Annotated in this window: 15 protein-coding genes; 6 read left to right on the forward strand and 9 right to left on the reverse strand. The window is 53.9% G+C overall.

The features are described 5' to 3' along the window. Positions 1-14: 14 nt before the first annotated feature. Entirely contained in the window at positions 15-2177 is a 2163-nt protein-coding gene (gene katG, locus M2120_RS04750) for a catalase/peroxidase HPI (RefSeq protein ID WP_280797573.1), read from the reverse strand. A gap of 195 nt (positions 2178-2372) precedes the next feature. Beyond that, positions 2373-2816, reverse strand: coding sequence for a hypothetical protein (locus M2120_RS04755; protein WP_280797574.1), 444 nt, complete (start codon positions 2814-2816; stop codon positions 2373-2375). 95 nt (positions 2817-2911) lie between these two features. On the opposite strand from M2120_RS04755, the gene M2120_RS04760 reads away from it, so the two are divergent. Further along, positions 2912-3322: a pyridoxamine 5'-phosphate oxidase family protein gene (locus tag M2120_RS04760; protein WP_280797575.1), complete on the forward strand. Its 411-nt coding sequence runs from the start codon at positions 2912-2914 to the stop codon at positions 3320-3322. Between the two features lie 29 nt (positions 3323-3351). Further along, entirely contained in the window at positions 3352-4398 is a 1047-nt protein-coding gene (locus M2120_RS04765; protein ID WP_280797576.1) for a hypothetical protein, read from the forward strand. A gap of 19 nt (positions 4399-4417) precedes the next feature. On the opposite strand, the gene M2120_RS04770 is transcribed toward M2120_RS04765, so the two are convergent. The 3 genes from M2120_RS04770 to argG form a co-directional block, all read right to left on the reverse strand. Further along, positions 4418-4774, reverse strand: coding sequence for a DoxX family protein (locus M2120_RS04770; protein ID WP_280797577.1), 357 nt, complete (start codon positions 4772-4774; stop codon positions 4418-4420). Positions 4775-4856: 82 nt separating this feature from the next. Then, the gene (locus M2120_RS04775) at positions 4857-5393 is read right to left on the reverse strand and encodes an ATP-binding protein (protein WP_280797578.1); all 537 of its coding nucleotides are present in this window, start codon (positions 5391-5393) and stop codon (positions 4857-4859) included. Between the two features lie 22 nt (positions 5394-5415). Further along, positions 5416-6768: an argininosuccinate synthase gene (gene argG / locus M2120_RS04780; protein WP_280797579.1), complete on the reverse strand. Its 1353-nt coding sequence runs from the start codon at positions 6766-6768 to the stop codon at positions 5416-5418. Between the two features lie 134 nt (positions 6769-6902). Between argG and M2120_RS04785 the strand changes: the two genes are divergently transcribed. Beyond that, positions 6903-8159, forward strand: a complete 1257-nt coding sequence (locus tag M2120_RS04785) for an Nramp family divalent metal transporter (RefSeq protein WP_280797580.1) — start codon at positions 6903-6905, stop codon at positions 8157-8159. 60 nt (positions 8160-8219) lie between these two features. Here the strand turns inward: M2120_RS04785 and rplL are convergent, their stop codons facing one another. Together rplL and rplJ are read right to left on the reverse strand one after the other, a co-directional pair. Continuing rightward, entirely contained in the window at positions 8220-8609 is a 390-nt protein-coding gene (rplL, locus tag M2120_RS04790) for a 50S ribosomal protein L7/L12 (protein WP_280797581.1), read from the reverse strand. Positions 8610-8657: 48 nt separating this feature from the next. After that, positions 8658-9173 carry a 50S ribosomal protein L10 gene (rplJ, locus tag M2120_RS04795; RefSeq protein WP_280797582.1) on the reverse strand — a complete coding sequence of 172 codons (516 nt, stop codon included), beginning with the start codon at positions 9171-9173 and terminating at the stop codon, positions 8658-8660. 355 nt (positions 9174-9528) lie between these two features. Between rplJ and M2120_RS04800 the strand changes: the two genes are divergently transcribed. Continuing rightward, the gene (locus M2120_RS04800) at positions 9529-10545 is read left to right on the forward strand and encodes a 1-phosphofructokinase family hexose kinase (protein WP_280797583.1); all 1017 of its coding nucleotides are present in this window, start codon (positions 9529-9531) and stop codon (positions 10543-10545) included. Between the two features lie 63 nt (positions 10546-10608). Here M2120_RS04800 and M2120_RS04805 read toward each other — a convergent pair whose 3' ends face one another. Both M2120_RS04805 and M2120_RS04810 read right to left on the reverse strand, forming a co-directional pair. Next, positions 10609-12087 (reverse strand): sensor histidine kinase, encoded by a 1479-nt coding sequence (locus tag M2120_RS04805; RefSeq protein ID WP_280797584.1) that lies wholly within the window; start codon positions 12085-12087, stop codon positions 10609-10611. Beyond that, positions 12087-12827, reverse strand: a complete 741-nt coding sequence (locus M2120_RS04810) for a response regulator transcription factor (RefSeq protein ID WP_280797585.1) — start codon at positions 12825-12827, stop codon at positions 12087-12089. The genes M2120_RS04805 and M2120_RS04810 overlap by 1 nt, the downstream gene beginning before the upstream one ends. 156 nt (positions 12828-12983) lie before the next feature. Between M2120_RS04810 and M2120_RS04815 the strand changes: the two genes are divergently transcribed. Beyond that, positions 12984-13592 carry a YqaJ viral recombinase family protein gene (locus tag M2120_RS04815; RefSeq protein ID WP_432418550.1) on the forward strand — a complete coding sequence of 203 codons (609 nt, stop codon included), beginning with the start codon at positions 12984-12986 and terminating at the stop codon, positions 13590-13592. A gap of 8 nt (positions 13593-13600) precedes the next feature. Further along, positions 13601-14209 (forward strand): GNAT family N-acetyltransferase, encoded by a 609-nt coding sequence (locus tag M2120_RS04820; protein ID WP_280797587.1) that lies wholly within the window; start codon positions 13601-13603, stop codon positions 14207-14209.

A 14209-nucleotide genomic window follows, 5' to 3' on the forward strand; every position in this document is an offset into this window, starting at 1 on the left:
TCGTAGTTTGTTGACTATGCGCTCAGATCGAAACGATCTGCGTTCATCACCTTTGTCCATGCAGCCACGAAGTCTGCAACGAACTTCTCTTGTGCATCGTCCTGAGCGTAAACCTCAGAGTAAGCACGAAGGATTGAGTTTGAACCAAACACGAGGTCAACTCGTGAAGCGGTGAACTTAACCTGGCCATTGTTGCGGTCACGCACGTTGAACAGGTTGTCGCTGACAGGTTCCCAGACATAGGTCATGTCGGTGAGGTTGACGAAGAAGTCGTTCGTCAGCTGACCTTCACGCTCTGTGAGAACACCGACCTTTGAGCCACCGTAGTTAGCGCCGAGGGCACGCATGCCACCAACCAGCACGGTCATCTCTGGAGCAGTGAGCCCCATCAGCTGAGTGCGGTCGAGCAGGAGTTCTTCTGCACTAACGGTGTAGTCCTTCTTGAGCCAGTTACGGTAACCATCGTGGATGGGCTCGAGTGGTTCGAAGGAATCAATGTCAGTCTGTTCCTGGGTTGCGTCACCGCGGCCAGGAGCAAAAGGAACAGTGATCTTGTGGCCAGCTGCTGCTGCAGCCTGCTCAACACCGAGGTTTCCAGCAAGCACGATAACGTCAGCAATGCTGGCGCCAGTCTCTGCTGCGATGGGCTCAAGAACTGCAAGTACACGTGCCAGACGCTCTGGCTCGTTGCCTTCCCAGTTCTTCTGAGGCTCCAGACGGATGCGTGCACCGTTAGCACCACCACGCATATCTGATCCACGGTAGGTGCGAGCAGAATCCCACGCAGTTGAGACCATGTCGGAGATGGACAGACCTGCTGCTGCGATCTTTGCCTTCACTGCGTCAACGTCATACTTCGCATTGCCTGCAGGAATAGGGTCCTGCCAGATCAGATCCTCAGCAGGAACCTCAGGACCGAAGTAACGAACCTTGGGTCCCATGTCACGGTGAGTGAGCTTGAACCAGGCACGAGCGAATACTTCAGAGAAGTACGCAGGGTCGTTGTAGAACTTCTCAGAAATGGCACGGTAGGCAGGGTCCTTAACCATGGCCATATCTGCATCAGTCATCATCGGCATCAGACGAATCGAAGGATCCTCAACATCAACAGGCTTGTCTTCTTCCTTGATGTTGATGGGGTGATAGATCTGAGCACCTGCTGGTGAGTGAGTGAGCTCCCAGTCATAGTTGAACAAGAGGTAGAAGTAGCCGTTGTCCCACTTGGTGGGGTTGGTGGTCCAGGCACCTTCAATACCGGAGCTCACGGTGTCACGACCCACGCCACGAGTGGTGTGGTTCATCCAGCCAAGGCCCTGCTCTTGAATATCTGCGCCTTCGGGCGATGGGCCCAGGTTGCCTGCATCGCCGTTACCGTGTGCCTTACCCACGGTGTGGCCACCTGCGGTGAGGGCTACAGTTTCTTCGTCGTTCATCGCCATGCGAGCGAAAGTTTCACGAATCTGCTGTGCAGTCTTCAGTGGGTCAGGCTTGCCATTGACGCCTTCAGGGTTGACATAGATCAAACCCATCTGAACAGCAGCAAGAGGGTTCTCCATGGTGGAGGGGTCTTCCAGGTTGCCATAACGCTCATCTGAGGGGGCAAGCCATTCCTTCTCTGAACCCCAATAGGTGTCCAGTTCAGGGTGCCAGATGTCTTCACGACCGAAGCTGAAACCAAAGGTCTTCAATCCCATCGATTCATAAGCTACATTTCCGGCAAGAATAAACAGGTCAGCCCAGCTGAGTTTGTTTCCATACTTACGCTTGATAGGCCACAGCAAACGGCGGGCCTTGTCGAGGTTAACGTTGTCAGGCCATGAGTTCAATGGTGCGAAGCGGAAGTTTCCGTTTCCAGCACCACCACGACCGTCTGCGGTGCGGTAGGAACCTGCGGAGTGCCATGCCATACGGATCATGAGGCCGCCGTAGTGTCCCCAGTCTGCTGGCCACCAGGACTGGCTGTCCGTCATCAACATCTCAAGATCCTTCTTGAGAGCTGCAACATCAAGCTTCTTCAGCTCAGCGCGGTAATCAAAATCTTGACCAAGAGGATTTGTCTTGGTGTCGTGCTGGTGCAGGATGTCCAAATTCAGTGCGTTAGGCCACCAGTCCATGTTGGACTTTCCAGTGGTGGTTTGTGCGCCGTGAATGACGGGGCACTTTCCAGATGATTCCATCGATTTTCTCCTTATTCAGCAAACTTCAGGCATGAGACGACGCCTTGAAGTCCTTATTACATCGTAACGAGATGGCACTGACTACGGCATAGGCCTTGGTGATTCCATACATGTGCAACCCCTATTTCAGCTGAATATTTACACAACTTGTACAGCGAGAATTCCAACGCCTGAAACTGGGACGCAGGAGACCTCCTATGCCGCCTTGAGCATGAGTAAGAACTGACCTCCGCCAGGAACGACCTCGACGTCGAAGTTCGACTCTGGCGAATAGCGACTGAGACGATCTAATAACCACGAGGCAGCCTCTAACCCATCCTCACGGCTTGGGCACCGGGCAATAGCTTCACGGCCACCCTTCTTATTGAGCCGGTCAACAGTGGCCACGATGGGTGAGGGATCAACAACGAGTAAATGTTCAGGCCACGGCACCACTGGAGCAATTTTGCCCTTCATCGTGTTGCACGAACGGTGTGCCAATCGCTCAACGGTGTCGCTCTTTTTCTTTGAACGAGCTACCTCAAAACTGTCAACGCTTGGCCCACGATCCGAATTCACCGACGCATCAGGATCTACTGGGGTGTCGCACAACCAACAGATCCAGTTATCGCGTTCCCCAACCTCATTCAAATCACTCATTGTTTTAGGCTACGCGAATTCAGTAATACAAGGTGACTTTAGACAAGCGAGCTATAAACTCAAGAAATCCCTCCGTTACAACAGTTACAAGAGCCATGAGCGAATACCCCATTGATCACCTCAACGATGAAGAATCGTGGGAGATTATCCAGTCCAACCAAATAGGCCGCATTGCAAGCGCTCGCGAAGGCGCTCCCGACATCTATCCGGTGACCTATGTTGTGCACAACTGGAAGATCTACTTCAGGACTGGGGCAGAATCCCGACTCAGAAAAGAGACCGACGGTCGGCTTGTGGCATTTGAAGCAGGTTGGCAATTGATGCGTCACTTCTCCAGCACCGTTGCTTTGGGCGTGCTGAGAACTCTGACAAATGAGGAAGCAGCCAATACCTTGGACCAACTGCCCATTGTGAACTTTGCACCAGATCGTGACTACGTCTGGATGGAACTTACCCCCAGTGAAGTCCGTGGTCGCAGACTCAATGTCCTCGACACAACCCGGTAGCGCATTTTCCACACCGCGAGGAGAAGCACATGAAACCCCTGTTGAGTTTTTCACTTATTGCGCTTCTGCTCACCGCTTTGACCGCCTGCACCCAGCACGGTGAAGCAAAACCAGCGGCATCCAGTGTTGATGAGGCTTTAAGTAACTATGCCGAGGTTGCCCCCACTGCCTATGCCTCCATGGATGCTGCGGAAGAACCGGTACTTCAGGGCATTGAAATCGACTTCGACTTCCAAGATGGTGTTTCTGAAGAAATGCGCGGATACATCACAGAGAACGTGGGGTATTCGGTAGCTCACCTCGGTGCTCTATTGGGTACTCCAGAGATTGTCCACGTGGTGGGTATGTCAACGCGAGACTGGGGTAAAGAACACATCACAGGCATCTACCCCAACGACGGTGTTCTGTCAGATGACATGAACAATATGCTCGCTGACGGTAGCCAATGGGGTAAAGCTACTGCCCCATGCCGTGGCATGGGCGGCTTTGCTATTGGCTACACCGAGAACCCCATCATCGTTCTGGATGCGGGCACTGGATGCACCTGGGTAGACCCTCAAGAAGAAGCTGCCGGTATTGATGTTGCTTCTGATGTCGTCTCGCACGAATTTTTCCACCTCGGCCAAACCGCGCTGTCGGGAACAGACAACATCAGTTGTGTTGCACCCACTTGGTTCTCGGAGGGACAAGCCGTTGTCGTGGGAATCCACTCCTCACGAATGGATTCGCAATCCAGATCAGCTCAAACACGCAATGCAACCCTGAACTGGCTTGAGAAGGCATCTTCCTCGAGTATGAAACAGCTCGAGAAGCCAGATTACGACAAGATGCAGGAATACCGACAAGGTGCACTTGCTGTTGAATATCTAGTTGCTCGAAGTGGGTGGAAAAAGAGCTTGGAATTGATTTCGGAAGCAGGACGCCTAGCCGGTGGACAGTGCCTCTCTGATCAAGACCTTATTGATGGATTTAACACTGCTTTTTTGACCGTCTATGGTCAAAGTCTTGACCAATTCTATGCAGAAGTGACCCCCTACTTAGAGTGGTCTTTTGAGAACAAGCAACCTGCTCTTTAACTTCTGTGTTCTCGCGACTTTAGAGAACCATAAATATTGCAAGCAAGAGCAGCAAAACAGCTAGAACAACGCTGGGGATAGCACCCTTGTTGTCATTGTGGCGGAAGTGCCAGATCGCTGCTGCAACCATGAGCACTGCCAGGCAGATTGCTGCAGCAAACTGGAGAATTCCCAGGCCAACGATGCCCGGAAGAATCAGACCGATACCACCCAAGAGTTCAGCCCAACCAATGAGCTTGACGGTGCGAGGGGTGTAGTCCTTGACCCAGGCCATCTTGGGTTCTAGCTTCTCTACAGGCTGAAATGCCTTGGTTGACCCAGCAAAAACAAAAACAACTGCCAACAGCAGATCAAGAATAGACAGAACAACGGCCATGGTTTACCTCCAGTAACACAGGGGGAAACATCGTATTCCCCCTCTACGAGCCTAACCGGGAAAGCAGGTGCGCTATTCCCGTTTAGAGCCGATTGAGGATGAATTCAACGCGCTCTTCCGGTGAGAGAACGGGAACCTCAACAACGTCGTTATCGAGTTCTAGATAGACAGCCTCAATTGAATCATGGATGGCATGTTGAGTTTGTTCGTCCTCAAGACGATTCCAGTCCAGCTTCACAGGCAACGGATCCAAGATAAAAACCCGGCGATAGGAGGTGGCCTTGGCGGCAGCAGTGAGTTCGGGATTAGGAGTCAACTTCAAAAAGCGTTCATAGCCCAATCCGTCAGGAATCCCACGATCAAGGAAAACCGTCTGCGCTGGATCTAGCGAATCTTCATGTTCTTGCTGCCTGCGAAGAATCTCTTTCTGAAACCATTCCCCGTCAGCACGAACTTCCTGCAGAGTGCGGCCCTTGACTATCTCTTCGGCAATGATTTCAGAGGCATGCTCATGCGCTATCTCAAAACCTTTGCCACGAAGTAGTTCAACCGTGGTGGTTTTTCCTGAGCTCGGTCCCCCAGTGATGACATACCACGGAGGTGAATCTGCGGAACTCATCGGGTGTGAAGAAGTAAGGAACTTACTTCTTCCCCTTCTCCAGGGCTGCTGCTTTGAGGTCTCCCATCAAGACGGCAGCACCACCTTCGACAATGCCCTGGGCAGCGTATTGCTCGAGGCGCTCACGAGAGTCAGCAATGTCGAGGTTACGCATGGTGAGCTGGCCAATGCGATCTTCAGGACCAAAGGCAGCATCTTCCACACGCTCCATAGAGAGCTTGTCAGGGTGGTAGCTCAAAGCTGGGCCAGTGGTGTTGAGGATGGTGTAGTCATCACCGCGACGCAGACGCAGTGTGACAGCCCCGGTGACAGCAGAGCCAACCCAGCGAACAATGGATTCACGCAGCATGAGTGCCTGGGGGTCGAACCAGCGACCTTCATACATCAAACGACCCAGGCGACGACCTTCTGCTGCATAGTTTGCGAGGGTGTCTTCATTGTGAATGGCGTTGAGGAGACGTTCATAAACAATGTGAAGCAGAGCCATTCCCGGTGCTTCATAAATTCCGCGGCTCTTTGCCTCGATGATGCGGTTCTCCACCTGGTCGGAAATGCCCAGACCATGGCGACCACCAATAGCGTTTGCTTCAAGAACCAATGCAACGGGGTCGTCATAACGCTTGCCGTTGATCGAGACGGGGCGTCCAGCTTCGAATGCAATGGTGACCTCTTCTGTCTTCACCTCGACGTCATCTCGCCAGGCAGCAACACCCATAATGGGCTCGACCAAATCAAGGCCCTGATCCAAGTGCTCAAGAAGCTTTGCTTCGTGCGAAGCACCCCAGATGTTGGCATCCGTGGAGTAAGCCTTCTCCTTCGATGCGCGGTAGGGGAGGTCACGAGCAAGAAGCCATTCGCTCATCTCGTGACGACCGCCGAGCTCGTTAACAAAGTCAGCATCAAGCCATGGCTTGTAGATGCGCAGGGCAGGGTTAGCCATCAGGCCGTAGCGGTAGAAACGCTCAATGTCGTTGCCCTTGTAGGTGGAGCCATCGCCCCAGATGTCCACACCATCTTCGTGCATGGCACGAACCAGCATGGTTCCTGTCACTGCACGACCCAAAGGGGTGGTGTTGAAATAAGTTTTTCCCGCGGTACGAATGTGGAACGCACCACACTGCAGAGCAACAAGCCCCTCTTCAACCAGTGGTCCACGGCAGTCAATCAGGCGAGCAATCTCAGCACCGTATTCGAGTGCGCGGCCGGGAACGCTGTCAATGTCTGGCTCATCTGCCTGGCCGAGGTTGGCGGTGTAGGTGCAAGGGATTGCTCCCTTTTCACGCATCCACGCAACTGCAACAGAGGTGTCGAGACCTCCAGAGAATGCAATACCGACGCGCTCACCAACGGGCAGGGAAGAAAGAACCTTAGACATAGCTCAATTCTAGTGACGGGAACGAAAGGCTGTTCTTCCCCTACTTCCGCCCACTTTCTTCGTAACAGACTTCTTCAGCGAACTAGGCTGAACACGAAGACGAAAATCGTCCATCCCAGCGAAATTGAGTAGCGATGACAACCCCGAGCAATCCTCCCTCGACGAACCGTCGAGCGCGTGCACTTCGGGTTGTGCCCCTGCTTGGGCCGGCACTTGTTGCAGGTGTTGCCTATCTTGACCCGGGCAATGTTGCTTCCAACATGACCGCAGGTGCTCAATTCGGCTACCTCTTAGTCTGGGTGGTTGTGGTGGGCAACTTGGTTGCCTGGCTGGTGCAGTATCTGTCTGCCAAGTTGGGTCTTGCCACCGGGAAATCACTCACTCAAATCTTGGGTGAGCGGATAACCAATAAGTGGCTCCGCCGAGGATTCTGGGTTCAGGCGGAAATCGTCGCCATGGCGACAGACCTCGCAGAGGTTGTCGGTGGCGCTATCGCGTTCAACCTCTTGTTTGGTTTCCCGCTCCTTGCCGGTGGAATGGTGATGGGACTGCTGTCCTTGTTCCTGCTTTCCTTGCGTGATCGCTCGGGGGCGAAAGCTTTCGAACGCGTCATCATCGCACTGCTGGTGATCATTTCCATCGGCTTTGGCATGGGATTAGTCGTTGCACCGCCAGACCCAGGGTCATTTTTCGGTGGCCTGGTACCTCGTTTTGAAGGTCCCAGCTCAGTCCTCCTAGCCGCATCCATTTTGGGTGCGACGATCATGCCTCACGCAATCTATGCGCACTCTGCCCTCACCCGTGATCGTTTTGGTCAAGTACTTGCCGGAGTGGAACGCGGAAAGATTCTCAAGGCAACCCGGGTCGATGTCACCGTTGCTTTGATTATTGCCGGCGGAGTAAATCTCGCCATACTGCTCACTGCTGCAGTGAGTCTGCAGGGTGTTCCCGGCACGGACACACTCGAGGGTGTCTATGCGGCACTGAACAACAATCTCGGCCCGGTCATTGCCGTTCTGTTTGCTGTGGGGTTACTAGCTTCCGGACTTGCTTCCACTTCAGTTGGTGCCTATGCCGGTGCGGAGATCATGAGTGGTCTGACTGATATTCAGATTCCGCTGTTGTGGCGCAGAGTCATCACCTTGATTCCTGCCTTTGTGATTCTCAGCATTGGCGCAGACCCCACCTGGGCCTTGATCATTAGCCAAGTGGTGCTCTCGTTCGGCATACCTTTTGCACTTATTCCGCTGATCATCTTCACGCGCGACTCAGCACTATTAGGTACCGAAATTAACTCGAGAACAACAACAGTTCTGGCTGTTGTGGCATCGGTGTTCATTATTGGTTTGAACGCTGTACTGTTATGGATTTCTTTCACCGGCGGGATTTAGGAATAGCAAAAGGGCGCCAACTCCGAAGAGTTGACGCCCTGAAGCGTGTAGTGCTTGAGACTACTTGAGGACGACGGTTGCGCCAGCCTCGGTAAGAGCAGCCTTTGCCTTCTCTGCAGCGTCCTTGTTTGCGCCTTCGAGAACGGTTGCAGGTGCACCATCAACGAGTGCCTTAGCCTCACCCAGACCGAGGTTGGTGATGGTACGCACCTCCTTGATGACAGCAATCTTGTTTGCGCCAGCAGCCTCGAGAACGACGTCAAAAGAGTCCTTCTCTTCAGCAGCTTCAGCAGCGCCACCAGCAGCAGGTGCGCCAGCAGCAGCAACAGCTACAGGAGCAGCTGCGGTTACTTCGAAGGTCTCCTCGAATGCCTTAACGAACTCGCTGAGCTCGATGAGTGAGAGCTCCTTGAAAGCCTCGATGAGCTGCTCAGTTGAGAGCTTTGCCATGATTTTCTCCTTGTTGTTTTTTCGTCTAAACCGATAACTAGTAAGTGACTAGTTGCCGGACTCTTGCTTTGCACGCAGTGCGTCGACCGTGCGAACGGCCTTCGACAGTGGTGCGGTGAACAGGTATGCGGCACCGAAGAGTGAGGCCTTCGCAGCACCGGCAAACTTTGCCAGAAGTACTTCGCGGGACTCGAGATCGGCGAGCTTTCCAACCTCAACTGCGTCGAGAGGCTTACCGTCGAAGTAGCCGCCCTTCATGATGAGCTGAGGGTTTGCCTTGGCAAAGGCACGCAGGGCCTTCGCAACAGCGACAGCGTCACCGTGTACGAAAGCAATAGCCGAAGGACCAGCAAGCTGGTCATCGAGACCGGTGATGCCAGCCTGAGCGGCAGCAATCTTGGTCAGCGTGTTCTTTACCACGGCGTAAGTCGCGTGCTCACTGATGGACTTGCGCAGCTCCTTGAGCTGAGCAACAGTGAGGCCGCGGTACTCGGTGAGCAGAACTGCGTTCGAGTTTTCGAAGTTCTTCGAAAGCTCGGAGAGCATTGCTTCCTTGTTCGCCATGGCGCTCCTTGTGGTTTCTCACACCCCACTTGTGTGGAGTGATTAGCCTCAGGCCGCTAAAACTAAAAAAGCTCCAGCGCAGGGCTGGAGCGAAAGCGTTCATAGAAAATGAACATCACTAACAGTTTGCCTGCGCGGGTCTTCGTCGAAACGAAACTTAGATTGGGGCTTACTTTCGAAAGCACACCAATAACCAGCGGTCTTTGGTTATCTCTAGGTTAGGTGAGAAACACTACCTCTGGCAAATCGGTAGACTAAAGACTTCCCTCCCTGTTAGCGCTGATGCTCACATCGGATGCCCGTGAGATCGGCATCACATAGTGAGCTTTGGCTTGTCACGAAGATTTGAGGCCTCGTGAACGCTGTAGTAACCCTGACCCCCGCCCCCGTGCTGGACCGCACCTACCTCGCCGAGGATCTCACTGTCGGCAAGGTGAACCGTGCCTATGAAGTCCACGAATACATGAGTGGTAAAGGGCTCAACGTTGCCCGCACCCTGCACCTGGCAAAGCACCCCGTATCTGCCGTGCTTCCCATTGGTATGCAGGACCAGTACCTCCTGTTCTCCACCCCCTTCCCACAGATTCTGCGCATCATGCCCGTGCAGGGACGTGTCCGCGTAAACACCACCGTGGTTGAGCGAGGTGGTCGCACCACCAACATCAACCAGCAGGCCATCCCCTTCACCACCGAAGACTGGCGCAATGTTGTCGAGACCACACTGGAGCAGGTCTCCGACATGAATGCAGACTGGCTGGTTGTCTCGGGTATGCACCCCAAGATGATTGACACGGGTCTTCCTATTGATCTGAGTGAACTGTTCTCTCGTGCACGTGACCTTGGTGCTCGCGTAGGTTTGGACACCTCCGGCCCTGAACTCAAGCACTGGGGCCGCAGCGGCGAGGTCAACCTGATCAAGCCCAATGCGGACGAACTTGCGTCTCTCGTAGGGCACGAACTTCACACTCTTGGTGACGTCATCGATGCAGGACGCGAACTGATTGCGACCGGTCTCGAGATTGCGTTGGTGAGCCTTGGTCCCGACGGCGCTATTGCGATCACCGCTGATGACGTTGTCTGGGCGAGTGCTGTAGCACCTGAAGTAATTAACACCACCGGTGCTGGTGACGCGTTCTTGGCAGGATTCCTCAGCCAGGTCGTCAGCCCTGAAGCTTCAGCTGCAGGTCGTGAATCAGGAACACTTCCTGCTTTGAGCCCAGAAGCAGCGTTGACTACCGGATGTTCCTGGGGTGCTCTCGCAGTGTCACTGCCCACCACCTTGATCAGTTCTTTCGGAGATGCTCCAGTAGCCCAGCTTCGTGAGGTTGATCCTGCATACTCCTTGATGGAGAAGGCAACAGTTCGCTACTAAGCGTTTGTGAACTCGATAACGAAGTAGGCCCCGCAGATGCGGGGCCTACTTCGTTAATCTTGACTAAGTGGCAGCCGGCAAGCTCACGGTGAACATCGTCTTACCTGGTTCACTTGTCACAGTGACACTGCCATGGTGGGCCTGAACAACTGCATTCACAATGGCCAACCCCAGACCGGTTGTGCCCGTTGCACGATTACGGGAAGCATCCCCACGGGTAAATCGTTCAAATAGCTCAGCCATCTGTCCTTGAGGTATTCCGGGACCATCATCAATGACGCGCAGAAGAACTTTGTCCTCCTGCTGCTCTAGAACGACCTGAACAGTTGAACCTGCAGGAGTGTGGACCCTGGCATTGGCAAGCAAGTTCACCACAACCTGGTGTAAGCGAGCAGGGTCACCAATTACTTCGAGTGGCTGCTCAGGCAGCTCCATATCCCAGATGTGGTCGGGGCCTGCAGCATGTGCATCGCTCACCGCATCCACGATGATGCGTGAAAGATCAACAGGCTTCTGCTGAAGTTCACGACCTTCATCCAATCGTGCAAGCAAGAGCAGATCTTCAACAAGTCCAGTCATGCGGGTTGCTTCAGACTCGATGCGATTCAAGGAATGACGAACATCCTCAGGAAGTTCAGCACCACCTCGACGCGTGAGTTCTGCGTAGCCGCGGATGGACGCCAGTGGTGTGCGCAATTCGTGGCTTGCGTCTGCAACGAAACGTCGCACTTTTTCTTCACTGGCCTGGCGCGCAGCGAAGGCGCGGCTGATGTGACCGAGCATGTGGTTGAAGGCAGAGCCAACACGACCAACTTCTGTGCGAGGATCGGTGTCGTCCTCACTCAAACGTTCAGCGAGTTCAACATCACCCTTATCCAGAGGCAATTCAGACACTCGAGCTGCGGTGTCAGCAACCCGATCAAGCGGTGTGAGTTCGTAACGAATGAGGAGGCGCCCGGCAATAATCGCCGCGGCAAGACCAAGTCCCGTGACGGAAAGAATGACAATCAGTAGCTGAGTGGTCGCCGCATTGACCTCCGTCATGGGCAGAGCAATCACGAGCGAACCGCCAGATGCTCCCACGGATACAGCGCGGAATTCTCCCGCACCCTTGATGTGGATAGTTTCTGGGCGGTTATCTGAATCAACCTCTGCCAACGCGTGAGTATCTTCGAGGTTTATTGCCACGACAGCACCGCGGTCGTTGAGCACTCCCGCGGTGACATCACCGGAAGTTCCCACGAGCGCAACGAGAGTTCCTGCAGCCTGCCCAGGAGCAAGGAGTGCATTGTTGGGACGATCGTCATGGTCGGCATCGCCATCGCTGTGACCAGGGCGACCGTTGATGATTCCGTTGTCTACTGCGGTGGTTGAACGAATCACAGCACTGGTGAGCTGTTGATCAAGTCGGTCAGTGAGGAATGCACGCAGCGACACAACACTGACTACACCGATGAGTGCAGCAGCTACGACCAACAACCCTGCCATTGTCACCGTGAGGCGACGACGCAGGGTCCAGGGTGCTCGAGTGGTCTTCGACATTATTCAGCCGGTTTGATCATGTAACCGGCACCGCGAACGGTGTGCAGCATGGGAGCGCCCTCTGCATCGATCTTCTTGCGCAGGTAGGAAATATAGATCTCCACAACCGAGCTCTTGCCACCGAAGTCGTAGTCCCAGACTCGATCCAAGATTTGGCTTTTGCTCACCACGCGGCGAGGGTTACGCATGAGGTAGCGCAGGAGTTCAAACTCTGTTGCTGTCAGCTCAATCAATCGGCCAGCTCGGCGGACTTCGTGGCTATCTTCGTCCAACTCCAGGTCGCCCACAACGAGCACGGGTGATTCATTTGCATCCACGGTCAATGTGGAGCGACGAATCAGGCCGCGCAGGCGTGCAACGACCTCTTCCAAGCTAAATGGCTTGGTCACATAGTCATCTCCGCCAGCTGTTAGTCCAGCAATGCGGTCATCGAGTGCGTCCTTGGCGGTGAGGAAGAGAACGGGAATATCGTTACCGTCTGCGCGCAATCGCTGTAATACCTGAAGTCCATCAATGTCGGGAAGCATGATGTCGAGCACGATTGCATCGGGACGGAAATCACGAGCCGTGGCGAGGGCAGACGAGCCATCAGCGGCAGTTTTGATTTCCCAGCCTTCATAACGCAGTGCCATCTGCAAAAGGTCAGTTAGCGAGGCTTCATCATCCACGACGAGAACGCGGATGGGGGAACCATCGGCGCGAGTCAAGCGAATGGGGGCTGCGGCAGTTGTTTCGTTCACATGATGAGTATGACGAAGTTTCCTATGAGATTCCTATGAACCACCTAAGAACCCTATGAATACTCCCAGACTCCCCAATTTCGGCGAGCGCGCCCAAGGATGTCAGAGGAAACCAGCAGAATAGAGCACGTGAGTTCAGTAGCTAATGTGGCGGATATGCCCGAGACCGAGCCCCAATCTGAACACCCACATATTGCGTATCTCACTCGCATGGTCACCGATGGCAGTGATGAAGCAGCATGGCTGAGGGCACGCTCTCGTGGCATCACAGCCACGGATGTTGCCAAGCTCAATAGCGTGAATGCCATACCAACTGCAGCTTTAGAAAAGCTTCGCGGTTCGAGCTTCACCGGAAATGCCTACACAGATCACGGCAAAGCACGAGAACCAATCATTGCTGCCTGGGTGAAAGAGAACTTTTCTATCGAGCCCAGTTCCGCACTGTTTCATTCAGAACCTGAACCTCGCCACCTCGCCACTCCTGACGGTATTGGCGTGGTTGATGAAACGTTGATACTGGCAGAGATTAAAACGAGCCAGAAACCTTTCGAGGGTGTTCCTGCCGGATACCTGCGTCAGGTGTATTGGCAGCAATACGTTCTTGGGGCCCAGCGCACATTGTTTGTGTGGGAACAGCACGAGAATTTCACACCCATCTCAGATACGCCCAAGCACATTTGGATTGAACGTGATGAACGCGCCATACGTGAACTTGTTTACCTCGCCAATGGCCTCATTGGTGAACTGCACCGTCTGACCAATTAAGGATTCTCATGGCACTACCAGATATGCCCACGCTCGAGGGTGACTACGTTCGCCTGGAACCATTGAGCCATGACCATGCTGCCGATCTGTGTGAGGCCACAGAGGATGGCAAGATTCATGAGCTTTGGTATACCGCAGTGCCAAGTCCTGAGGCGATGACTCAAGAAATTGATCGCCGCTTAGGACTCTATGGCCAGGGAACCATGATGCCTTTTGCCACCATCGATGCTGCAACCGGCAAGGCAATCGGGATGACGACCTTCATGAACATTAAGTTGGAAAACTTCAAGGTAGAGATTGGGTCAACCTGGATGGCTAACAGCTACCAAGGAACCGCAATCAACCCCGAGGCTAAACTTCTCATGCTCAGCTATGCCTTTGATGTGTTGAACTGTAATGCGATTGAACTGCGCACTCACGAGAAAAACGCTCAGTCACGTGCAGCTATAGAAAAGCTGGGCGCCAAGCTCGATGGCATGTTGCGTAACGACATGGTGATGCCCAATGGCACCCTGCGCAACACTGCCGTCTACTCCATCACCAAGGATGAATGGCCCGCAGTTCATGACGGCCTCGTCGCTCGCCTGGATGACCTCGAGCAAGCAGAAGAAGCCTAG

It is taken from the genome of Aurantimicrobium minutum, assembly GCF_029893825.1.
Lineage (GTDB): Bacteria > Actinomycetota > Actinomycetes > Actinomycetales > Microbacteriaceae > Aurantimicrobium > Aurantimicrobium minutum_C.